This window comes from Williamsia sp. SKLECPSW1 (genome assembly GCF_054332755.1).
In genome coordinates this window covers 1,343,423-1,364,841 of the sequence record NZ_JBTGLI010000001.1, presented here as the reverse complement: position 1 = coordinate 1,364,841, position 21,419 = coordinate 1,343,423, and the positions used below count along the sequence as shown (strand labels likewise).

19 protein-coding genes are annotated in these 21,419 nt (G+C 69.8%); 11 read left to right on the top strand and 8 right to left on the bottom strand.

Features of this window, described 5'->3' with window-relative positions; all coding sequences use genetic code 11:
- Positions 1 to 414 precede the first annotated feature (414 nt).
- Entirely contained in the window at positions 415 to 1,740 is a 1,326-nt protein-coding gene (locus ACXVUM_RS06120) for an ROK family transcriptional regulator (RefSeq protein WP_458520945.1), read from the top strand.
- Positions 1,741 to 1,758: 18 nt separating this feature from the next.
- Here the strand turns inward: ACXVUM_RS06120 and ACXVUM_RS06115 are convergent, their stop codons facing one another.
- The 3 genes from ACXVUM_RS06115 to ACXVUM_RS06105 form a co-directional block, all read right to left on the bottom strand.
- Positions 1,759 to 2,607 (bottom strand): ABC transporter permease, encoded by an 849-nt coding sequence (locus ACXVUM_RS06115; protein ID WP_458520944.1) that lies wholly within the window; start codon positions 2,605 to 2,607, stop codon positions 1,759 to 1,761.
- Complete coding sequence (locus tag ACXVUM_RS06110) at positions 2,604 to 3,599, bottom strand: ATP-binding cassette domain-containing protein (RefSeq protein WP_458520943.1); 996 nt, start codon at positions 3,597 to 3,599, stop codon at positions 2,604 to 2,606. The genes ACXVUM_RS06115 and ACXVUM_RS06110 overlap by 4 nt, the downstream gene beginning before the upstream one ends.
- A 224-nt stretch (positions 3,600 to 3,823) precedes the next feature.
- Positions 3,824 to 4,714: an SDR family oxidoreductase gene (locus ACXVUM_RS06105; RefSeq protein WP_458520942.1), complete on the bottom strand. Its 891-nt coding sequence runs from the start codon at positions 4,712 to 4,714 to the stop codon at positions 3,824 to 3,826.
- A gap of 96 nt (positions 4,715 to 4,810) precedes the next feature.
- Between ACXVUM_RS06105 and ACXVUM_RS06100 the strand changes: the two genes are divergently transcribed.
- A complete protein-coding gene (locus tag ACXVUM_RS06100) occupies positions 4,811 to 5,386 on the top strand; it encodes a TetR/AcrR family transcriptional regulator (RefSeq protein ID WP_458520941.1) in 576 nt (191 codons plus the stop codon).
- A gap of 148 nt (positions 5,387 to 5,534) precedes the next feature.
- Positions 5,535 to 7,538 carry an SDR family oxidoreductase gene (locus ACXVUM_RS06095; RefSeq protein ID WP_458520940.1) on the top strand — a complete coding sequence of 668 codons (2,004 nt, stop codon included), beginning with the start codon at positions 5,535 to 5,537 and terminating at the stop codon, positions 7,536 to 7,538.
- On the opposite strand, the gene surE is transcribed toward ACXVUM_RS06095, so the two are convergent.
- The gene (gene surE, locus ACXVUM_RS06090) at positions 7,529 to 8,326 is read right to left on the bottom strand and encodes a 5'/3'-nucleotidase SurE (RefSeq protein ID WP_458520939.1); all 798 of its coding nucleotides are present in this window, start codon (positions 8,324 to 8,326) and stop codon (positions 7,529 to 7,531) included. The two genes, ACXVUM_RS06095 and surE, sit on opposite strands and share 10 nt — an antisense overlap.
- Before the next feature lie 44 nt (positions 8,327 to 8,370).
- Here surE and ACXVUM_RS06085 point away from each other — a divergent pair, with 44 nt between their 5' ends.
- Positions 8,371 to 9,192, top strand: a complete 822-nt coding sequence (locus tag ACXVUM_RS06085) for a DNA-formamidopyrimidine glycosylase family protein (RefSeq protein ID WP_458520938.1) — start codon at positions 8,371 to 8,373, stop codon at positions 9,190 to 9,192.
- Here the strand turns inward: ACXVUM_RS06085 and ACXVUM_RS06080 are convergent.
- The gene (locus ACXVUM_RS06080) at positions 9,189 to 9,995 is read right to left on the bottom strand and encodes an enoyl-CoA hydratase (protein ID WP_458522797.1); all 807 of its coding nucleotides are present in this window, start codon (positions 9,993 to 9,995) and stop codon (positions 9,189 to 9,191) included. The two genes, ACXVUM_RS06085 and ACXVUM_RS06080, sit on opposite strands and share 4 nt — an antisense overlap.
- A gap of 118 nt (positions 9,996 to 10,113) precedes the next feature.
- Here ACXVUM_RS06080 and ACXVUM_RS06075 point away from each other — a divergent pair, with 118 nt between their 5' ends.
- The 4 genes from ACXVUM_RS06075 to ACXVUM_RS06060 are packed head-to-tail and all read left to right on the top strand — an operon-like array spanning position 10,114 to position 13,182.
- Positions 10,114 to 10,536 (top strand): TOBE domain-containing protein, encoded by a 423-nt coding sequence (locus ACXVUM_RS06075; RefSeq protein ID WP_458520937.1) that lies wholly within the window; start codon positions 10,114 to 10,116, stop codon positions 10,534 to 10,536.
- Positions 10,536 to 11,312, top strand: coding sequence for a molybdate ABC transporter substrate-binding protein (gene modA / locus ACXVUM_RS06070; RefSeq protein WP_458520936.1), 777 nt, complete (start codon positions 10,536 to 10,538; stop codon positions 11,310 to 11,312). The genes ACXVUM_RS06075 and modA overlap by 1 nt, the downstream gene beginning before the upstream one ends.
- Positions 11,309 to 12,112 (top strand): ABC transporter permease, encoded by an 804-nt coding sequence (locus tag ACXVUM_RS06065; protein ID WP_458520935.1) that lies wholly within the window; start codon positions 11,309 to 11,311, stop codon positions 12,110 to 12,112. The genes modA and ACXVUM_RS06065 overlap by 4 nt, the downstream gene beginning before the upstream one ends.
- Positions 12,109 to 13,182, top strand: a complete 1,074-nt coding sequence (locus ACXVUM_RS06060) for a sulfate/molybdate ABC transporter ATP-binding protein (protein WP_458520934.1) — start codon at positions 12,109 to 12,111, stop codon at positions 13,180 to 13,182. Before ACXVUM_RS06065 ends, ACXVUM_RS06060 begins: the two co-directional genes overlap by 4 nt.
- A gap of 8 nt (positions 13,183 to 13,190) precedes the next feature.
- Here the strand turns inward: ACXVUM_RS06060 and ACXVUM_RS06055 are convergent, their stop codons facing one another.
- The 3 genes from ACXVUM_RS06055 to ACXVUM_RS06045 all read right to left on the bottom strand — a co-directional run bounded on the left by ACXVUM_RS06055 (position 13,191) and on the right by ACXVUM_RS06045 (position 15,969).
- On the bottom strand, positions 13,191 to 13,760 hold the full coding sequence (locus tag ACXVUM_RS06055) for a dihydrofolate reductase family protein (protein WP_458520933.1): 570 nt from the start codon (positions 13,758 to 13,760) through the stop codon (positions 13,191 to 13,193).
- Between the two features lie 62 nt (positions 13,761 to 13,822).
- Positions 13,823 to 14,791 carry an adenylate/guanylate cyclase domain-containing protein gene (locus ACXVUM_RS06050; RefSeq protein ID WP_458520932.1) on the bottom strand — a complete coding sequence of 323 codons (969 nt, stop codon included), beginning with the start codon at positions 14,789 to 14,791 and terminating at the stop codon, positions 13,823 to 13,825.
- Entirely contained in the window at positions 14,788 to 15,969 is a 1,182-nt protein-coding gene (locus tag ACXVUM_RS06045) for a TetR/AcrR family transcriptional regulator (RefSeq protein ID WP_458520931.1), read from the bottom strand. Before ACXVUM_RS06045 ends, ACXVUM_RS06050 begins: the two co-directional genes overlap by 4 nt.
- Before the next feature lie 113 nt (positions 15,970 to 16,082).
- Here ACXVUM_RS06045 and ACXVUM_RS06040 point away from each other — a divergent pair, with 113 nt between their 5' ends.
- From ACXVUM_RS06040 to ACXVUM_RS06030, 3 genes are all read left to right on the top strand, one after another.
- Entirely contained in the window at positions 16,083 to 17,291 is a 1,209-nt protein-coding gene (locus ACXVUM_RS06040; RefSeq protein ID WP_458520930.1) for an acetyl-CoA C-acetyltransferase, read from the top strand.
- A 33-nt stretch (positions 17,292 to 17,324) separates the two neighbouring features.
- Positions 17,325 to 19,499 carry a 3-hydroxyacyl-CoA dehydrogenase NAD-binding domain-containing protein gene (locus tag ACXVUM_RS06035; protein WP_458520929.1) on the top strand — a complete coding sequence of 725 codons (2,175 nt, stop codon included), beginning with the start codon at positions 17,325 to 17,327 and terminating at the stop codon, positions 19,497 to 19,499.
- 392 nt (positions 19,500 to 19,891) lie between these two features.
- Entirely contained in the window at positions 19,892 to 21,418 is a 1,527-nt protein-coding gene (locus ACXVUM_RS06030; RefSeq protein ID WP_458520928.1) for a flavin-containing monooxygenase, read from the top strand.
- Position 21,419 lies beyond the last annotated feature (1 nt).

Genomic DNA, 21,419 nt, shown 5'->3' with positions numbered 1-21,419 from the left:
GAAACGCGGTCCACTCCGCCCGGCGTCCGGGGCCGTGTCGTCCATGTGGGGGTGTCCCGAGAGGACGAGGATTCGACGCCCAGCGCAGCGTACTCGGCGACACGGCACGCACCGTCGACTAAAACCCGCGGTGAGCGAAAGACGGTCCTCGTCACCCGGGGCGTCCCGTCTTTGCCGCGGTCCGGTGGCCCTTGCTAGATTCGGCGTCATGCAGGGCGCGACGCCATCCATCCCGGAGGTCACCTATGTGATCACCGCGTTGGGCTGCCGTCTGCCTTTCGCTCGCATTCTCTGTCGCCCGAATCTCTGAACCGTCCCCGGTCGTCGGCATGTCACCCGACCACCGGATGTCAGACATTCACGTCCATCTCCGTGCAGGTCACGCCGGACATGGCACATTCGACAGGACATCTCATGACCGCATCGCTCGACCACGTCACCACTCGCACCCGCCCACCAGCGGGTCCCCGTCCGCTCTACGCCGGGGCGCGGACGCGACCGGGTTCCCGGGCCCTGGCCATCGGCGCGGCCGGCGGCCCGCTGAACACGAGGACTCCGGTCATCCACATCGCGACGCCCCAGCTGCAGTTGTCGACGAAGCCGTCGGCGGTCGTCCTGCGCATCGCGCGCCTGCAGGGACCGATCTTCCGGGATGATGCCGCCTCGCAGTCCGGGCTCTCCGTCTCGACGGTGAACCGGCAGGTCACGGCTCTGCTCAAGGCGGGACTCGTCCGGGAACGCGCCGACCTCGCCCCGGCCGGCGCCATCGGTCGCCCCCGGCTGCCCTTCGAGCTGAACACGACCGACTTCCTCACGGTCGGCATCCACATCGGCCTCAAGGTCACCTCGATCACCACCCACGACCTGCAGCACCGTGTCGTCGGCGCCATCCAGATCCCGACCCCGGTCGGTGACACCGCCGAGCAGACGCTCACCGCCATCGGGTTGTCGGCGCGCAGGTTCGCCTCGCGGTGGCCGTCGCGGCGGGTGTTGTGGACCGGCGTCGCGATCGGCGGGCGGGTCGCCGAGGGCGGACTGGTCGACCACCCCCGGCTCGGCTGGACCGGGGCCCCGGTCGGTCCGATCCTGTCGCGGACGATCGGACTCCCGGTGTCGGTCGCATCGCACGTGGAGGCGATGGCCGCGGCCGAGTTGCTGGTGAACCCCGAGACGACCTCGGACGGCGACCGCCCCGGCAGTTTCCTGTACTTCTACGCCCGGGAGATGGTGGGCATCGCGTTCACCGTGGGCGGCACCGTCTACACCCCCACCGCCGGTCCGCCGGTCATCGGACATTTCCCGATCGGGGCGACGACCTGGCTCGACCCGTCGGGCACCGGAAGGCTCGAGCCCGCTGTCAGCGACACCGGGATCGTCGACGCCGCTCGCGCAGCGGGCCTGTCCGTCGCGCAGATCGAGGACGTCCACGCGGCCGCGGCCTCGGGTGACGAGGTCGCGTCGGCGATCCTGCTCGAACGTGCCGAGGTGCTGGGTCGCACCGTCTCGCTCATCGCCGACATGTTCAACCCCGACCACGTCATCCTCGGCGGGCAGGCGTTCACCGACGCCCCGACCACGCTGCCGGCGGTCGCTAAGGCCGTCCGTTCGACACCCGCCGCGCCCGACCGCGACGTGCGCGTGAGCCGCGCGGGCGCGTCGGTGCAGCAGCAGGCGGCCGGAGCGGTGTCGCTCGACGCGGTCTACAGCGATCCTCTCGCTGCGCTCGCGCTGACCGCCTGACCCCCGGCGGGCGGTGCGTCAGTCGGCGGTGCGCTTGTTGTAGGCGCGCAGGGCGAACGGCGCGATGACCAGCGTGAGACCGATCGACCAGAGGATGGTCGCGATCTCCGGGTGGTGCAGCGGCAGCGCAGCGCCCGGTGCGGCGTCGGGACCGTTCCCCCACAGGACACGCAGGGACTGCACGAGCGAGGAGATCGGGTTCCACTCGGCGATCGTCCGGAGCCAGGCGGGCATCGGTCCGGTGGGGACGAAGGTGTTGGCCACGAACGTGATCGGGAACAGCACCGTGAACATCACGCCGTTGACCGCCTCGACCGAGCGCATCAGCGACCCGACGAAGATGCCCCACCAGATCATCGCGAACCCGAACACGACGATGAGCGCGAAGGCGAGGATCGCCTCGCCCGCGTTGCCCCGGATCCGCCACCCGATGAGCAGCCCGGTGACCGCCATGACGGCGATACCGATGGACGAGTGCAGGAGTCCGGCGATGCTGCGACCGATGAGCACGGACGACCGGTTGATCGGCAGGGACCGGAACCGGTCGATGATGCCCTTCTCCAGGTCGCCGCAGATCCCGGTCGCGACGATGAACGCCGAGAACACGATGGTCTGCCCCATGATGCCGGGCAGGAGGAACTCCTTGTAGTCGACGCCGCCGGTCTGGGTGATCGACGCGCCGAACACGTAGGCGAACAGCACCACGAACATGATCGGCTGCACCGTCACGTCGGCCAGCATCTCGGGCATGCGCTTGGTGTGGATCAGGTTGCGCTTGACCATGATCCAGGACTGCTGGGCGAGCGTGGTGCGACGGATGTCGGGCGCGGGCAGGGACACCTCGGACGGGGTGGCGGTGGTGGTCATGCCTGGATCTCCTGCTGGTCGGTCTCGGTGGGTTCGGCGCGGTGACCGGTGAGCGAGAGGAACACGTCGTCGAGGCTGGGTCGCGACAGCCCGATGTCGTCGACGGCGATGCCGCTGTCGGTGAACCAGCCGATGACCCGGTTCATCTCGGCGAGACCGTCCGCGGGGGCGGTGAGGCGGCGGGCACCCGTGTCGACGAAGACCTCGCCGCCGGTCTTGCGCAGCAGCGCCTCGGCCGCCGGGATGTCGGCGGCGTGGGAGACGGTGAGCACCAGGCTGGCCTTGCCCGCCTGCTCCTTGAGCTGCAACGGCGACCCCTGCGCGATGACCTTGCCCTTGTTGATGACGACGATGTCGTCGGCGAGTTGGTCGGCCTCTTCGAGGTACTGCGTGGTGAGCAGCAGCGTAGTGCCCTGTGCGACGAGGCCGCGCAGCACATCCCACAGTTCGGAGCGGCTGCGCGGGTCCAGGCCGGTCGTCGGCTCGTCGAGGAAGAGCACCGGCGGGGAGGTCAGCAGGCTGACCGCCAGGTCGATCCGGCGACGCATGCCGCCGGAGTAGGACTTCACCGGCCGGTCCGCGGCCTCGCTCAGCGAGAACTGCTCGAGCAGTCGGTCGGAGATGCTGCGCAGCTCGCGACGGCGGATCCCGTAGAGCCCGCCGATCATCGTGAGGTTCTCTCGACCGGTGAGGATCTCGTCGACGGTGGCCGCCTGTCCGGTGAGGCCCATGGTGCGGCGCACGGCGTCGGGCTCGGCGACGACGTCGTGGCCGGCGATGCGTGCCGTTCCCGCGGTGGGGGACGTCAGGGTGGTCATCATCCGCACGGTGGTGGTCTTGCCCGCGCCGTTCGGGCCGAGCAGACCGAGCACGCTCCCCCGGGGGACGGAGAAGCTGACATCGTCGACCGCGAGCGCGTCGCCGAACTTCTTGACCAGCCCGATCGCCTCGATGGCCGGGGCGTCGGTGGAGGTCGGAGCAGGGGTCGACATGGCCGCCAGCGTATCGGTGGAGTCGGACAAATCGCCACGGGATATCGGGCGGGGAGCAGACATCGGGAGCCTCTCGGACGTCGGGTCGTCACGGGTTCAGACCGGGGGTGCGGTCGGAACTCATCGGAGGGAGTCGTCCCGGATGTCCGAGATCCGTCGGAACCGGTTCCGCGGGGTCGCCCGCCCGGGCTCCGCGTCCCCGGTCCGACCCGTCGTCGCGGGCGTCAGTGCGACGCGGGGCTGATCCGTTCGAGGTCGTCGAGGAGTCCCGGATGGGTCGGCGTCCATCCGAGGCGCTCGCGTGTGCGGGCGCTGCTCGCGGGCTGGTCCATCGCGAAGATCGACGCCAGCGCGCCGAACGTCTCGTCCGGGACCTGCTGTACGGGCACACCCAGGCGCCGTCCGATGACCGCGGCGATGTCGGCCACCCTCACCCCCTCGTCGGCGACCGCGTGCCACACGGTGCCGGCCGGCGCGCTCTCGAGTGCGAGCCGGAACAGCGCCGCGGCGTCGTCTGCGTGTACCGCCGGCCACCGCTGGCTGCCGTCGCGGGGGACACCGGCCACCCCGGACCCGCGCGCCATCTCGGTGAGGATGCCGGCGAACCCGCCCTCCCCGTCGGCGTGCACGGTGCGCGGCATGCGGACGGCTACGGCGCGGACGCCGTCGTCGGCCAGCGCGAGCGCCGCGGCCACCGTGCGGGAGCGGCCCGCGACGGGGCCCTCGATCGGCAACGGGTCGTCCTCGGTGGCGACCCTGCCCGCGATCGGCGGTGTCCCGGAGACGACGGCGAACGGCCGGTCGGTTCCGCGGAGCGCCTCGCCGATCGCGGCGACGGCCTCGGATTCCTGCGTGGTCGCGCGGGTGAATCCCTCGGCGTCCATCGCCGAGTGGTCGAACGCGAGGTGCACGACCCCGTCCGACCGCTCCGCGCCCGACCGGAGGACGTCGAGGTCGGACAGGGTGCCGCGGAGCGGTTCGGCCCCCGCCGCGGACACCCCGCTCGCCGCGGCATCGGTACGTGCGAGTGAGGTGACGGCGTGGCCGTGTGTCACCAACTCCCGGACCACCGCGCTGCCGATCAATCCGGTTCCGCCGGTGACGAATACGTGCATGGGATCTCCGATTCTCGAGCGCACCCAGTGATGCGACACATGTCCCATCACCATACACGCGTGATGAGACACCTGTCGCATCACTAGGGTGGGGGTATGGCCCGGTGGGAACCCGATGCGCGGGAACGGATGATCGTGGCCGCCGTCGACCTGTTCACCGAGCAGGGCTACGACGCGACCACCGTCGCCCAGATCGCCGAGCGCGCGGGCGTCACCCGCAGCACGTTCTTCCGTCACTTCCCCGACAAGCGCGAGGTGTTGGTCGCGGGCCAGGAGACGCTGAGCCTGATGCTCGCGGAGGGGATCGCCGACGCGCCGGACGGGTCGGGTCCGGTCGACGCGGTCGCCGACGGCCTGCGCCGCGCCGCGCAGATGATGGGTGCGACCAACCGCGAGATCGGGCCGCGTCTGCGGGCTGCGGTCGCGGCGAGCACCGAACTGCAGGAGCGGGACGCGTTGAAGAGCGTGGGGCTCGCGGCCGCGATGCAGGAGGCGCTGCAGCGCCGTGGGGTCGATGAGACGACAGCGCACCTCGTGGCGGAACTGGGCGTCCTGGCCTTCAAGATCGGATTCGCACGGTGGACGGACGACGCTGACCCCGCTGCCGTTCTGGGTGATCACACGATCGCCGCCCTCGCCGAGTTGCGGGCGACCGCCGCGTCACTCGGCTGAACGGCCCCGCGCGGACGGACTCCTGCCGGAGGACTTCGGGCCGTGTCACTTGGCTCGGACGTCGGCCTGATGTGAGCAACTGCCTGTCAGCAGGTCCCCGGTGCGCGACGATGGTCACCGACGAATGTCCGCACGACACGGAGGTGTGATGACCGCGTATCTGGTGACCGGTGCGACGGGTTTCCTCGGGCGGCGGTTCGTCGCCCGACTGCTCGAACGCGAACCCGACGCCACCGTCCACGCCCTCGTCCGAGCCTCGTCGGTGCCCCGCATCGAGCGGATGGCGGCGGAGTGGATCGGCGGTGAGCGGGTGACACCCCTGGTCGGTGACCTGACGCAACCCGAGCTGGGCCTCGGCGACGACGCGCCTGCCGTCGACCACATCGTGCACCTCGGCGCCGTCTACGACATGACGGCGAGCGCAGCGGAGTCGGAGGCGGCGAACGTGGCCGGCACCAGCGCGGTGATCGACCTGGCCCGGCGTCTCGACGCGACGTTGCACCACATCTCGTCGGTCGCCGTCGCCGGGGATCACCGCGGCCGGTTCACCGAGGACGACTTCGACCTCGGCCAGGGGCTGCCCTCGCCGTATCACCAGACGAAGTTCATGGCGGAGAAGATGGTCCGCGAGACCCCGGGTCTGCGGTGGCGTGTCTATCGTCCGGCGATCGTCGTCGGCGACTCGGAGACCGGCGAGATGGACAAGATCGACGGTCCCTACTACTTCTTCACCGCGCTGCGGTTGCTCGCCCGGTTGCCGCATCTGCTGCCCACGCTCGTGCCCGACATCGGTGACACCAACATCGTCCCGGTCGACTACGTGGCCGCCGCGATGGTCGAACTCGTCCACGGCTCGTCGGATCTCGACGGCCGCGCATTCCACCTCGTGAACCCGCGGCCGCAGTCGGCGGCGGAGGTCTTCGGCGCGCTGGCCCGAGCGGCGGGGGCACCGACCGTCGTGGGCGCGATCCCGGAGCAGATCTCGACGCGCGCGCTCGCCGCGACGGAACTGCCGGGCATCAAGATCGCGCGGGATCTGCTGCTCGACCAGATCGGCATCCCGCCGGTCATCCTCGAACACATGGCGTTCCCGTCCGTGTTCGACTCGACGGCGACCGAGCGTGAACTCGCGGGCACGGGGCTGTCGGTGCCCGAGTTCTCCGACTACGCGGACGTGCTGTGGGAGTACTGGCTGGACAACCTCGACCCGAACCGCGCGCGGCGTCCCAGCGAGCACGGTGAACTGTCCGGGCGTCGCGTGATGATCACCGGTGGGTCGTCGGGCATTGGGCTGGCGACGGCCCACAAGGCCGCGCGTCGTGGCGCACGGGTCATCCTGATCGCCCGTGGCGCAGAGGATCTCGAGGCCGCAGTGGAGGAGATCCGGTCCGCCGGCGGAGACGCGTACGGCTACCCGTGTGACATCACCGACGACGAATCGGTCGACGTCACCGTCAAGCGCATCCTTGACGAGCACGACCACGTGGACTTCCTCGTCAACAACGCGGGCCGGTCGATCCGGCGCGGCGTCGTGCACTCCACCGACCGCATGCACGACTTCGAACGCACCATGAGCGTCAACTATTTCGGCGCGGTACGACTCGTCCTCGCCCTGCTGCCGGGTATGCGGGAGCGGCGCTTCGGGCACATCGTCAACGTGTCGTCGATCGGCGTGCAGACGAAGGTCCCGCGGTTCTCGGCGTACGTCGCGAGCAAGGCTGCGCTCGACGCGTTCAGCGACGTGGTGTCGTCGGAGCTGCACGACGACGGCATCACCTTCACCTCGATCAAGATGCCGCTGGTGCGGACGCCGATGATCGCGCCGACGACGATCTACCAGTCACTGCCGACGTCGTCACCGGATGACGCCGCCGACATGGTGATCCGGGCGTTGGAGAAGCGGCCGGTGCGCATCGAGACACCGGTTGGGACGATCGCCGAGTTCACCGGCATCTTCGCGCCGCGGTTCAAGAACCTGCTCCTGCACCAGGCGTACCGGCTGTTCCCGGAGTCGGCGGCGGCGAAGGGGGAGAAGCCCGCGGAGAGCTCGTCGTCGAAGAAGGGCTCGCGCCCGCCGGTCCCGGTCCCGAACGCCGGCCTGCCCGAGTCGGCGAAGCGGATCGCGCGGCTGATCCCCGGCGTCTACTGGTGAGATGCGAGTCGGGTGGTCAGATCGCTCGCGATCGCGGCGAGATGGTCACCCGCGTCCGGGGTCCCCACCACCGGGACCACTGACAGGCTGATCCGTCCCTCGCGCAGCACTGCGGTGTCTGTGCCTGCGGCGGGATCCGGGCCGGGCTCGAATGCCAGCTGGTAGTCGGGGCCGTCGCCGGTGTACCCCATGCGGCCCATCGGCAGATGATCGGCGTGCGCGGCCGCCGCCGTCAGCGGTCGGGGAGCCTCCGCGTTCGGGATGTTGACGTTCAGGACGGCGCCGTCGGGGACGAGGTCGGCGGGGGCTGCTCCGTCGAGCAGTGCGGTGACGGCGCGCACGGTGTCGTCGAACAGCTCGGGAGTCGGCGCGGTGTCCCACGCCATGTGTGTCGAGACGGCGATCGCCGGCACCCCGAACCCGGTCGCGCACACCGCGGCGCCGACCGTGCCCGAGAAGTGCACGGCCTGACCGGCGTTCGCGCCGGCGTTCGCACCCGAGACGACGAGATCGGGACGACCGCCGAGCGTGGTCTCGAAGACGTGGGTGAGGCCGAAGATGACGGAGTCCGCCGGCGAGCCGTCGACGGACCAGACCGGTTCGTCACCGAGGGGGCGCGAGACCGTCAGCTTCCCCGACGACGAGATGCGTGCGCTGGCGCCGCTCTGGTTCGTCGCGGGTGCCACGACGACCACCTCGTGGCCGGCCACGCGGAGACCGTCGGCCAGGGCGGTGATCCCGGGCGCCTCCCAGCCGTCGTCGTTGGTCAGCAGGATCCGCAGGCTCATGACGCCTGACGCTATCGGCCACGTGCTGCGGGCACGATGGGGGAGTGCCCGAAGGTGACAGCGTCTACGTCGCCGCCCGCAAGCTCGACGTCCTCGTCGGTCGGACGGTGACGCGCGGTGAGCTGCGGGTGCCCGCCCACGCGACGGCCGATCTGTCCGAACACACGGTCCTGGGTCTCGACACGCACGGCAAACACCTGCTCACTCGGTTCTCCGACGGGCTGACCCTGCACACGCACATGCTGATGACCGGGAGTTGGACCGTCTCCCGGCAGGGGAAGTGGCTCCCGCGCGAGAAGATGCTCGACGTGCGGGTGCTGCTGCGGACCGCCTCGGAGTCCGGCGTCGACGGGCCTGCGGCCTACGGCCTCGCGATGCCGATCGTCGAACTGATCCGCACCGCCGACGAACACACGGTGATCGGCCACCTCGGCCCCGACCCGCTCCGCGCCGACTGGGATGCCGACGAGGCGGTCCGACGCATGACCGCAGACCCCGAGCGCGCCGTGTCGGCCGTCCTGCTCGACCAGCGCTGCGTGGCGGGCTTCGGCAACCTGTGGGTCAACGAGTTGTGTTTCATCCGCGGGCTCAACCCGTGGACCCCGATCGGTGAGGTCGACGTCCCGGCCCTCCTGCGCCTCGGGCGCAAGGCCCTGCACCACTCGGCGACCGTGCGAGGTGCCTACCAGGTCACCACCGGCAACAGTCGCCGAAGCGAGCAGCACTGGGTCGCGGGCCGCAAGGCCAAGCCGTGCCTGCGATGCGGTACCCCGATCCGCGTCGTCGACGAGATCCCGAACGATCCGGAGCGTCGTCGCACATGGTGGTGTCCGCACTGCCAGCCGGGTCCGGAGCCGCCGGTCTAATCCTGAAAGACTGGTGGCCGCTTCTGTTTCCGGGCCTTGACGGCCTCCTGGAAGTTGCCGGTGAGCAGGCGGATCAACAGCTGGCCGACGCCCTCGGCGTGCATGTGCGAGGTGAGCGACGACGCGTCGAGGCCGGCCCACAGCGTCTTCTTGGTGAGTTCGATTCCCGGCCGACTCCATCCGGCGATGGTCTGGCCGTAGCGGACCGCCTCGTCGACGACGTCCTCGACGTCGACGACCTTCGAGACGAGACCGATCCGATCGGCCTCGGCGGCATCGACGTCCCGGCCGGTGAGCATGATCTCGAACGCCCGTGACGAGCCGATCGCGCGCGGCAGCAGGTAACTCAGGCCGAGTTCGGATGCGCTGAGCCCGTTGTTGATCCCCGCGGCGCGGAAGTAGGCGCCGTCGGCGGCGACGCGGATGTCGCAGGCGAGGGCGAGACACAGACCCCCGCCGATCGCGGCACCGTTCACCGCGGCGATGACCGGTTGGTGCATCCCGCGCAGTGTGGTCACGAGGTCGTCGAGCAGCTCCATCATCCGCAGCGCGATGGTCGGGGTGGTGAGGCCGCCGATGTGCGGCACGTCGGGGACGTCGCCGCTCTGGTCGGCGCCGGAGCAGAACCCTGCCCCGGCGCCGGTCAGCACCACGGCCCGGACGGAGTTGTCGTCGCTGAGGCCGCGCAGGGTGTCACGGAGCGGGATCATGACCTCGAACGCCATCGAGTTCATCCGCTCGGGCCGATTCAGCGTGACGACAGCGACGTCCGGGACGGGGCGATCGACGAGCACGAAGTCCATACCCAATGAGAACACGTTCTCGTTTTGCCGGGGCGTGATGGTGGGAGAACATCCTCAGATCCGTATGTGCGGGGCGGTGAGCTTGTTGTGACCGCATCTGCGTGCCACCCTGGACGGGATGGTCGAGATACGCGTTGCCCGAGCCGCCGAGTTGCTCGGCGTGAGTGACGACACCGTTCGTCGCTGGATCGCCGCGGGGGAGGTCTCGTCGTCCACCGACGACGTCGGTCGGACCGTCGTCGACGGTGGCGATCTGGCCCGGCTCGCCACCCGGCGCGCACCGGAGCCGGTCGCCGACGGGACCGGCGTCGAGCGCTCGGCCCGCAACCGCTTCGTCGGCCTCGTGACCGATGTCCGCTCCGACGTGGTGATGTCGCAGGTGACCATGCAGTGCGGACCGTTCGAGGTGACGTCGCTGATGAGCACGGACGCGGTGGCCGACCTCGGGCTCGAGGTCGGAGCCGTCGCCACAGCGGTCGTCAAGGCCACCACCGTCATCGTCGAACGCCCCGACAGCTCCCTCGAGAGAAGCGCCCCGTGATGCGCAGCCGATTGCGCGCCGCCGTTCTCGCGCTGGTCGTCGCCGGCCTCGCCACCGCCTGTTCCTCCGGGGGAGGGGGCGCGGACTCGTCGTCGGCGCCCGGCGCGCCGGTCACGCTCACCGTGTACGCCGCCGCCTCGCTGAAGAAGGCGTTCACCCAGATCGCGCAGGACTTCGAGAGAACCCACCCGGGCGTCACGGTGCGGACGACGTTCGGAGGGTCGTCCGCGCTGGTGACGCAGATCGAGCAGGGCGCCCCCGCCGACGTCGTCGCGACCGCCGACGAGCGGACGATGGCCTCGCTCGGGGACACCGCGCAGGACCCGCGGACGTTCACCCGCAACGTGCTCACCATCATCACCGCGCCGGGCAACCCCGAGCGCATCACCTCGTTCCGCGACCTCGCCCGGTCCGGGGTGACGACGGTCCTGTGCGCACCGCAGGTCCCGTGTGGCAACGCCGCCGCCATGGTGGAGAAGGACACCGGTGTCGACATCCGCCCGGCCAGCGAGGAGACGTCGGTGACGGGGGTGGTGACGAAGGTGACCAGCGGGCAGGCCGACGCCGGGCTCGTGTACACCTCGGACGCGAAGGCGGCCGGGTCCGCCGTGACCGCGGTGGACGACCCCGCGTTCGCGGCAGTGGTCAACGAGTACCCGATCGCCACGGTGAAGGGTTCGCGACAGGCCACGCAGGCGCGGCAGTTCATCGACCTCGTCACCGGAAGCACCGGGCAGGACGTGTTGCGCCAGTTGGGGTTCGGCGCCCAGCGGTGAGACGCAACCCGGGCGCACGTGGGGTGCCGGTGTGGCTGTACGTCCCCGCTCTCGTCGGTCTGGCGCTCATCGTCATCCCGCCCGTCGCGCTCGCCCAGCGTCTGCCCTGGCGTGACTTCTGGTCGTCGATCACCTCCGAGTCCTCCGTGCAGGCACTGGAACTGAGCCTGCGTACGGCAACGGTCAGCACCGCGCTCTGCGTGCTCATCGGCGTCCCGATGGCGGTCGTCTTCGCCCGCTCCGACGGAGTCGTCCTGCGCGTCGTACGGGCGTTGGTGCTGCTCCCGCTGGTGCTTCCACCCGTCGTCGGCGGGATCGCGCTGCTGTACGCCTTCGGTCGGCGGGGCCTCATCGGTGAGCACCTGACGGTCGTCGGCATCGACATCGCGTTCTCCACGACCGCGGTCGTCCTCGCCCAGACGTTCGTCGCCCTCCCGTTCCTCGTCATCAGCGTCGAAGGGGCACTGCGGGTGTCGGGGTCCTCGTACGAGCAGGTGGCCGCCACGCTCGGTGCCGGCCCGACCCGCACGCTCCTGCGGGTGACGGTCCCGCTGGTGGCGCCGGCGCTGCTCAGCGGGCTGGTGTTGGCGTTCGCCCGGGCGGTGGGGGAGTTCGGTGCCACGATCACGTTCGCGGGCAACGCCCCCGGGGTCACGCAGACCGCACCGCTGAAGATCTACGTCGACGAGATCAACGATCCCCAGCAGGCGTTGCCGCTGTCGTTCGTCCTCATCGTGGTCGCGCTGATCGTCGTCGTCGCGGTGCACCTTCGACGCCCCGGTGCGCAGGCGGCGCTGTGAGCGGTTTGCACGTCCGGGCGACGTCGCGCGCCCCCGCCCTCGACGTCGACGTCACCGTTCCCGACGGCTCGACCGTTGCGGTTCTGGGACGCAACGGCGCCGGCAAGAGCAGCCTGCTGAACCTCGTCGCGGGGCTGCTGCGTCCGGAGTCCGGGATCATCAGCGTCGGCACCAGGACCCTCGTCGACGACGACACGTTCGTCGAACCCCACCGCCGGTCGGTGGCGTTGCTCGGCCAGCAGGCGCGGCTCTTCCCGCACATGACGGTCGCCCGCAACATCGCCTTCGCCCCCGCCGCGGCGCGACTGGGCCGCACGGAGATCCGACGCCGCGTGCAGCGGTGGGCGGAGGCTGTCGACGTCACCGGGCTGCTGGACCGCAAGCCCCACCAACTGTCCGGTGGACAGGCCCAGCGGGTCGCCGTGGCGCGGGCCCTTGCCGCCGACCCGGCGGTGCTGCTGCTCGACGAACCGTTCTCGGCCCTCGACGTCGATGTGGCCGCCCGTCTGCGCACCCTGCTCGGAGAGGTGCTCGCCGACCGCGGCCGCGTCGCACTGCTCGTCACCCACGACCTCGTCGACGCGGTCACCCTCGCCGACACCGCGCTCGTCCTGGCCGACGGGCGGGTCACCGCGCAGGGGCCGGTACGCGAGGTACTCGCCCGTCCCACCGACGATTTCGCGGCCCGGCTCGCCGGACTGAATCTTGTCGCCGGCCGGTGGGACGGAACGGCGGTGGCGGTCGGTGAGGTCCGCGTCGTCGGGGAGCTCGCGGTCGGCGCCGCACCGTCGGCAGGGGAGAGCGTCACCGCGGTCTTCGATCCGTCGGCGGTCGCCGTCTACGCCGAACGACCGACCCACGGCAGTCCGCGCACGGTGGTGCAGGCCCGGGTCAGGGAGATCGCGCCGGTGGGATCGCGGGCCGCAGTCCGGTGTGCGGCACCCGGTTCGGTCGAGATCACCGCCGAGGTCAGCTGGGCCGCTGTCGCCGACCTGGGTCTCGTCGCGGGGGCCTCGGTGTGGCTGACGGTGAAGGCGGGCGAGGTCCGGGTGTACCCGGCACCCTCCTGACCGCCTGGTCAGTCGGGACGGACCACGTCGAGGACCTGCTTGCAGATCCCGTTGCCGTAGACCTCGTGCTCGACGAGACGCAGATGCGTGCTGTCCTTGTCGGTCTCACTGAACAGACGCTTGCCGGCGCCGAGCAGGACCGGGAACACCAGTAGGTGGTAGCGGTCGACGAGGCCGGCGTCGGCGAGCGACGCACCGAGAGACGCGCTGCCCTGCAACAGGATCGGGCCGCCATCGGTGCTCTTCAGCGCCGCGACGTCGTCGACCGAGCGCAGGATGGTGGCCGGCCATCGGTCGTCGTCGGAGGCCAGCGTCGTCGAGACCACGTACCGCGGGAGGGTGTTCATGTGGGCGAACTCCTCCCTCGTCGGCCACACCGGCGCGAACGCCTCGTACGAGGTGCGGCCGAACAGCAGGGCGCCGGCCTCCTGTTGCTCACGCCCCTTGAGCTCGTAGGCGGCCGGGTCGAACTCGATGCCGGTGAAGGTCCAGCCCGAGTTGCGGTAGCCGGGCTCCCCTCCGGGGGCCTCCATGACGCCGTCGAGTGAGACGAACGCGGTGACGATCAACGAGCGCATGGGATCCTCCGGGGGTCGGCCTGATGGTGTCACCAGAGTTCGACCTCAGCCAGGCGGAGAAATCATCGCGCGGCGTCGGTGGACTCGTGGTCGCGGTTGTACTCGATCACCCGGGCCTTGAGATGCCGGTATCCGCGGACGTTCAGCGTGCCGATCGACTTGAAGAAGAACCGGTCGTCGTCGACGACGTCGGCGAGGGCGGCGTCGCACAGCGAGGTCCCCGGCCGGGCGGACCCGGTGAGACGCGCGGCGATGTTGACCGGCTCCCCGAACACGTCACCGAACCGGGTCAGCACGCGGCCGTACGCGAGGCCGACGCGGAGCGGCGGGATGTCGTCGATCTCCGAGATCGAGTGCAGCTCCATCGCGATCTCGACCGCCGAGGCGGCGTCGTCGACGGCGAACATCACGGCGTCGCCGAGGGTCTTGATCACCTGACCGCCACGGTCGGTGACGATCTCACTCGCCTTCACCTCGAACGTCTCGAGGAGGGTGTTGAGCTCCTCCATGCCGATCTTCCGGGACAGGCTGGTGTAGCCGACGATGTCGCAGAAACCGACGGTGAGATCGTGCCGCTCGTCGCCGTTCGCGCCGCGGTCGGCGGAGAGGTTGCGCAGCGACGCGGCGAGGTGCCGGCGCCAGATGAGGGTCTGCACACGGCCCATCGCGGTGGCCATCTGCGGCATGCTGATGTCGTTGCCCGGATCGACCGCGAGTTCCTGCAGTCGGTAGGCCTGCCAGTCGGCGAGCCGTGACATCGTCTGCCCGATCGACCGTGCCGCCGCGATGGTGGTCCCCTCCGGGGCCGAGGCATAGGCGGCGATCACGGTGCCCATCGCCGCGAGATCGTCCTCGGTGAAGATGGCCTCGTCGCGGTCGTCGTGGGCGAAACCGAAGGCACGCCACAGCTCGTGCGCGAAGTCCTCGGGCACGCCGAGTTCGACGATGGCCTGGTCGCGCGTGAACGCCGGGGGCCCGCCCAGCAGGGCCTCCTCGATCTCGGAGAACGATCCGGCCTCGTCGGCGCTCACAGTCCCAGCACACCTCTCATCAGGCAGACGAGCTGCCCGGGCAGCTCGGGCCGCATCCGCCCCCGGCGCATCCGCACCACGTCGTTGGCGATGCTCAGTGCGGCGTGCACGGTGACCGCGGCCTCCGCGGGTGCGAGACCGGGCTCGATCTCCGTCACCAGCGTCACCCAGCGTCGCACGTAGTGGTGCTGCGCGGCGAGGAGATCGTGAGCATCGGTGTCGCGCAGGACCGGACCGTTGTTGAAGGCCACAGACAGGTCCGGTGTCGCACTGAGCACCGTCACGTACGACTCGACGAGCGCACCCAGGAACTCCGTCGGACCGACGGTCCCGGCCCGTGCCGCCATCGCCCCGGCCTCGAGGCGGGCCGCGCTGCGCCGACCGATGTCGACGAGGATCGCGAGCTTGCTGGGGAAGTGTTTGTAGACGCTGGGCCCGGTGATGCCGACCGCCTCGCCGATCTCGTCGACGCCGACGTGCCCGAAACCGTGTTCCTCGAACAGGGCCGACGCGGCGTCGAGGATCTCCTCGCGTCGGCTGCCGGACGGCGTCTCGGTCACCACCGTCGGGGCGGGCGGTGCCGTGTCGTCCGGTCTCGCCGCGACGGTTCGCCGCACCAGCTCGACCAGGCGGGCCTGTGCGCGGGCGACGGGGATACGGGTGCTGTGGGCCGACGTGCTGCCGACGATCGACAGGACGGCCCAGGCGATCAGTCGGGCCGATCGAGGGTCGAGGTCGGTGCGGTCGTAGGTGAGCGCGGCGGCCCAGCGGTCGAGGATCTCGCCCGTGCGGCGGTGGACCTGGGCGTTCTGTTCGTCGGACAGGAAGGTGCCGTTCCAGCGCCAGAGGATCGCCGCGTCCGGGCGATGCAAGCCCATGCGGCATGCGGCCGCGATGAGCGCCTCGCGCTGCTCGGCCGGATCGCCCGCCGGCGCCGACAACGCCCCGTCGGTGCAGGCCTGCAGGTCGTCGACCCGGGCCATGACCGTCTCCGCGAGCAGCGTCTGCTTGTCGGCGAAATGCCGGTAGACGCCGGGTGCGGTCACCCCTGCCGCCCGGGCGACGTCGGCGACCGACACCCGTGCATAGCCCCGCTCGGCGAAGAGCGCGGCCGCCGCGTCCAGCAGGGCGCGACGGCGATCGGGGTGTCGGCGTGACCGAGCGGGGGCGGCAGTCATGGTGAACCGACACTAGCGCACGGCGAACAGTCGGCGAACCTTGTGAGCACCGGGTATGGCGGCGTAAGTTAGCGCGCGTTAGCCTACGGGCACCGATGTGAAAGGACCCGTCCATGAGTGACGCATTCATCTACGAGGCGATCCGTACGCCGCGTGGCAAGCAGCGTGGTGGATCGCTGCACGGCACCAAGCCCGTCGACCTCGTCGTCGGACTGATCAAGGAACTCCGTACCCGCTTCCCCGACATGGACCCCGCCGACATCGACGACGTCGTGCTCGGTGTCGTGTCGCCGGTCGGCGAGCAGGGCGCGGTCATCTCGCGCACCGCGGCGCTCGTGGCCGGCCTGCCCGACACCGTCCCCGGCACCCAGATCAACCGCTTCTGCGCCTCCGGCCTGGAGGCGAGCAACCTCGCCGCCCAGAAGGTGGCCTCCGGGTGGGATCAGCTGGTCATCGCCGGCGGCGTGGAGTCGATGTCGCGCGTGCCCATGGGCTCCGACGGTGGCGCGATGTTCCAGGACCCGGCCACCGCCTACGACCTCTACATCGCCCCGCAGGGCATCGGCGCCGACCTGATCGCCACCCTCGAGGGCTTCGGCCGCGACGACGTGGACGCCTACGCCGTGGAGTCGCAGAACCGTGCCGAGGCCGCCTGGTCGGCCGGCTACTTCGCGAAGTCCGTCGTCCCCGTGCGGGACATGAACGGCGTGCTGGTCCTCGATCACGACGAGCACCGTCGTCCCGGGACCACCGTCGAGCAGCTCGGCAAGCTCAAGTCGGCGTTCGCGGGCCTGGCCGACATGGCCGGCTTCGACGAGGTCGCGAAGCAGAAGTACCACAGCGTGGAGAAGATCAACCACGTCCACACCGGCGGCAACAGCTCCGGGATCGTCGACGGTGCCGCCCTGGTCCTCATCGGCAGCGAGGAGGCGGGCAAGCGCGCCGGCCTCACCCCGCGTGCGCGCGTGGTCGCCACCGCCCAGACCGGCAGCGACGCGACCATCATGCTCACCGGGCCGACCCCGGCGACCGAGATGGTGCTGAAGAAGGCCGGACTCACCGTCGACGACATCGACGTGTTCGAGCTGAACGAGGCCTTCGCCTCGGTCGTCCTCAAGTGGATGAAGGATCTGAAGATCCCGCACGAGAAGACCAACGTCAACGGCGGTGCGATCGCGATGGGCCACCCGCTCGGTGCGACCGGCGCCATGATCCTCGGGACCGTCGTCGACGAACTCGAGCGCACCGGCGGCCGCTACGGCCTCATCACCCTCTGCATCGGTGGCGGCATGGGCGTCGCGACCATCATCGAACGCGTCTGACGCGACCGGCCTCACAGGAGAATCCGAGAACACATGAGTGACAACATGATCGCGTGGGAGAAGGACGCCGACGGCGTCGTCGTGCTCACGATGGACGACCCCAACCAGGGCGCCAACACGATGAACGACCTCTTCCAGACCTCGCTGAAGGCGACCGTCGAGCGCCTCGAGGCCGAGAAGGACGACATCACCGGTGTCGTGCTCACCTCGGCGAAGAAGACCTTCTTCGCCGGCGGCGACCTCAAGGACATGTCGAGTGGCCGCGGCGACAAGGACAAGGTCGAGGTCGCGACCGAGATCACCAACCGCACCAACGAGTTGAAGTCGTACCTGCGTCGCCTGGAGACCTTCGGCAAGCCGGTCGTCTCGGCCATCAACGGCGCCGCGCTCGGCGGTGGTCTCGAGCTGGCGCTCGCCACCCACCACCGCATCGCCGCGGACGTGAAGGGCGCCTCCATCGGCCTGCCCGAGGTGACCCTCGGTCTGCTCCCCGGTGGTGGCGGCGTCGTCCGCACGGTCCGGATGCTCGGCATCCAGAACGCCCTGATGAACGTGCTGCTGCAGGGCCCGCGGATGAAGCCAGCCCAGGCGAAGGAGACCGGTCTGGTCGACGAGGTCGTGGGTTCGGTGGAGGAGCTGCTCCCCGCCGCGAAGAAGTGGCTGTCGGAGAACCCGGATGCCAAGCAGCCGTGGGACACCGACGGTTACAAGATCCCGGGCGGGTCGCCGTCGAGCCCGTCGGTCGCGCAGTTCCTCCCGGCGATGCCGGCGATCCTGCGCCGCCAGCTCAAGGGCGCCCCGATGCCCGCTCCGCGCGCGATCCTCGCGGCCGCGGTCGAGGGTGCGATGGTCGACATCGAGACCGCCGCGCAGATCGAGTCCCGCTACTTCGTGTCGCTGGTGACCGGCCAGGTCGCCCAGAACATGATCAAGGCGTTCTTCTTCGACCTGCAGCACATCAACGGTGGTGGATCGCGCCCCGACGGGTACGACAAGTACACCGCCACGAAGGTCGGCGTGATCGGCGCCGGGATGATGGGTGCGGCCATCGCGTACGTCTCGGCCAAGGCCGGGATGGACGTGGTGCTCAAGGACATCGACCTCGACGCGGCCAAGCGCGGCAAGGGCTACTCCGAGAAGCTCGAGGAGAAGGCTCTCAAGCGTGGCAAGACCACGCAGGAGAAGTCCGACGAGTTGCTCGCCCGCATCCACCCGACCGTCGACCCGAAGGACTTCGCCGGCGTCGACCTCGTCATCGAGGCCGCGTTCGAGTCGGTCGAGGTGAAGCACAAGGTGTTCCAGGAGATCGAGGACATCGTCGAGCCCGACGCCGTTCTCGGCTCGAACACCTCGACGCTGCCCATCACCTCGCTGGCCGAGGGTGTGCAGCGGGCCGAGGACTTCATCGGCATCCACTTCTTCTCCCCGGTCGACAAGATGCCGCTGGTGGAGATCATCCGTGGAGCCAAGACCTCGGATGCGGTGCTCGCCAAGGTCATCGACTACACGCTCGCGATCAAGAAGACCCCGATCGTCGTCAACGACAGCCGCGGGTTCTTCACCTCGCGTGTCATCGGCACGTTCATCAACGAGGCCATCGCGGCCGTCGGTGAGGGTGTCGAGCCGGCGTTCATCGAGCAGGCGGGGCAGCAGGCCGGTTACCCGGCTGCGCCGCTGCAGCTCTCGGACGAGCTGAAGCTCGGTCTCATGCAGAAGATCCGCAACGAGACCGCTGCCGCCGCGAAGGCCGAGGGCAAGGAGTACCCGGATCACGGGTCCTTCACCGTGGTGGACTGGATGCTGGAGCAGGGCCGCGACGGCAAGACCGCGGGCAAGGGCTTCTACGAGTACGACGAGAACGGCAAGCGGACCGGGCTGTGGAACGGTCTGCGCGAGCAGTACAAGTCGGGCAGTGCGCAGATCCCGTTCCAGGACATGGTGGAGCGCATGCTCTTCGCCGAGGCCCTGGAGACGGTGAAGTGCTTCGACGAGGGTGTCATCACCTCGATCCCCGACGCGAACATCGGGTCCATCTTCGGGATCGGTTTCCCGGCGTGGACCGGTGGCGTGGTGCAGTACATCAACCAGTACGAGGGCGGCCTGCAGGGCTTCGTCGACCGGGCTCGCGACCTGGCGTCGAAGTACGGCAAGCACTTCGAGCCGCCGCAGTCGCTGGTCGACAAGGCAGCCAAGGGTGAGAAGTACTGATCTGATCGTCTGATCCGATCGCAGAGCGGCCCGGTTCCCGATGGGAGCCGGGCCGCTCTTCTGTGTATCGAGCGCAACCGCGGTGCTGACTGGGTGGAAGCGACCATCGAGTGTGCTGACAGCGGCAGGTCAGGTGTGTCGGCGACTGCGCACACTCGATGCGGCGTTTCCGCCCTGTCGGCGGCTTGTCGCCGTGGCGCTCGTTCTGGAGCCGCCGACAGTGCGGAAGACCGTCGCCGAGTGTGCGTTGTTCGTCTGTCGCGTCGCGGAGCGACGTCAGCACACTCGACGGCGGTTTCCACACAGTCGGCACCGGAGTCGCCGCCGCGGACGTCAGCACACTCGGCGGCGTTTTCCCACAGTCGTAACCTCCACCGGCAATACTGTCATCCATGGATGGCACTGTCACGGCTCCCGACCACGAGATCGTCATCGTCGGGGGTGGGTTCTCCGGCATCGGCGCCGCGATCCTTCTCGACCGTGCCGGGTTCTCCGACTACCTGCTGGTGGAGGACGGTGACGGGCTCGGTGGGGCGTGGCACTGGAACACCTATCCCGGCGTCGGGGTCGACATCCCGTCTTTCAGCTACCAGTTCTCCTTCGATCAGCGCACCGACTGGTCGCGCATCTACGCTCCCGGGCGGGAGTTGAAGGCCTACGCCGACGACGTCGCGCAGCGCTTCCGGGTCACCGAACACACCCGTCTGAACACGCGCATCGTCGGCGCCGAGTTCGACGAGACCGCCGATCTCTGGACGTTGCGGACCGGCGGCGACGACTCGATCACCGCGCGCCACGTCGTCAGCGCGACCGGTGTGCTCACCCAACCCAAGCGCCCCGACATCGCCGGCATCGACGACTTCGACGGGGTGGTCCTGCACACCGCGCGCTGGGACCACTCGGTCGACCTACGCGGCCGCCGGGTCGCGGTCATCGGGACGGGAGCGTCCGCGGTGCAGGCCATCCCGGAGATCGCCGCCGTCGCCGATCACCTGACCGTCTTCCAACGCACGCCGATCTGGTGCATGCCCAAGCCCGACGCGCCCATCCCCGGTGTCGTGCGGACCGCATTGTCACGGATACCGGGCGCGCGGCGTCTGGCCCGGACGGTGTCGCAGGCGTTCGTCGAGGTGAACTTCCCTCTGCCCGCACACTTCGACGGCATCGTGCCCATCGCCGCCGGAGGCGAGAAGCTCGCCCGGGCGTACCTCCGACGCACCGTGACCGACCCGGTCACCCGCGACAAGCTGACGCCGCGCTACGCGATGGGGTGCAAGCGGCCGAGCTTCTCGAACGCGTACCTCCCGACCTTCAACCGCGCGAACGTGTCCCTCGAGACGTCGTCCATCGACCGCGTCGAAGAGGGAGGGATCCGGACCGCTGACGGCACGCTCCACGAGTGCGATGTCCTGGTGCTGGCAACGGGATTCAAGGTCTTCGAGCGGGGCAACATGCCGCCGTTCGACGTGCGCGGCGTCGGTGGCCGCGACCTCGAGGCCTTCTGGACCGAGAACCGGCTGCAGGCCTTCCACGGGGTGAGCGTGCCGGGGTTCCCGAACCTCTTCTCGATCCTCGGGCCCTACGCCTACAACGGGTCGTCGTACTTCAACCTCATCGAGACCCAGAGTCGACACATCGTCCGGTGCCTGCAGCGCGCCCGGTCCGCCGGCGCGACGCGCGTCGAGGTGTCGGAGCAGGCGAACGACGAGTACATGCGATCGATGCTCGGGCGGCGCGGGAACCAGGTGTTCTTCGCCGGCGGGTGCGGGTCGGCAAACAGCTACTACTTCGACGAGCACGGTGACGTCCCGTTCCGGCCGTCGACGACCCTCGAGACCATGTGGACCAGCCGACGTTTCGACCTCGGCGCCTACGAGTTCACCCGGGCCGCCGACCGGGAGACGTCGGCCATCCGCTGAG

Bases quoted from the DNA above. Each gene is read 5' to 3' on its own strand.
- modA (WP_458520936.1), top strand. From the start codon at position 10,536: ATGCGCAGCCGATTGCGCGCCGCCGTTCTCGCGCTGGTCGTCGCCGGC.
- ACXVUM_RS06080 (WP_458522797.1), bottom strand. From the start codon at position 9,995: ATGGACTTCGTGCTCGTCGATCGCCCCGTCCCGGACGTCGCTGTCGTC.
- ACXVUM_RS06105 (WP_458520942.1), bottom strand. From the start codon at position 4,714: ATGCACGTATTCGTCACCGGCGGAACCGGATTGATCGGCAGCGCGGTG.
- ACXVUM_RS06100 (WP_458520941.1), top strand. From the start codon at position 4,811: ATGGCCCGGTGGGAACCCGATGCGCGGGAACGGATGATCGTGGCCGCC.
- ACXVUM_RS06035 (WP_458520929.1), top strand. From the start codon at position 17,325: ATGAGTGACAACATGATCGCGTGGGAGAAGGACGCCGACGGCGTCGTC.
- ACXVUM_RS06095 (WP_458520940.1), top strand. From the start codon at position 5,535: ATGACCGCGTATCTGGTGACCGGTGCGACGGGTTTCCTCGGGCGGCGG.
- surE (WP_458520939.1), bottom strand. From the start codon at position 8,326: ATGAGCCTGCGGATCCTGCTGACCAACGACGACGGCTGGGAGGCGCCC.
- ACXVUM_RS06040 (WP_458520930.1), top strand. From the start codon at position 16,083: ATGAGTGACGCATTCATCTACGAGGCGATCCGTACGCCGCGTGGCAAG.
- ACXVUM_RS06115 (WP_458520944.1), bottom strand. From the start codon at position 2,607: ATGACCACCACCGCCACCCCGTCCGAGGTGTCCCTGCCCGCGCCCGAC.
- ACXVUM_RS06110 (WP_458520943.1), bottom strand. From the start codon at position 3,599: ATGTCGACCCCTGCTCCGACCTCCACCGACGCCCCGGCCATCGAGGCG.
- ACXVUM_RS06075 (WP_458520937.1), top strand. From the start codon at position 10,114: ATGGTCGAGATACGCGTTGCCCGAGCCGCCGAGTTGCTCGGCGTGAGT.
- ACXVUM_RS06120 (WP_458520945.1), top strand. From the start codon at position 415: ATGACCGCATCGCTCGACCACGTCACCACTCGCACCCGCCCACCAGCG.
- ACXVUM_RS06045 (WP_458520931.1), bottom strand. From the start codon at position 15,969: ATGACTGCCGCCCCCGCTCGGTCACGCCGACACCCCGATCGCCGTCGC.
- ACXVUM_RS06055 (WP_458520933.1), bottom strand. From the start codon at position 13,760: ATGCGCTCGTTGATCGTCACCGCGTTCGTCTCACTCGACGGCGTCATG.
- ACXVUM_RS06030 (WP_458520928.1), top strand. From the start codon at position 19,892: ATGGATGGCACTGTCACGGCTCCCGACCACGAGATCGTCATCGTCGGG.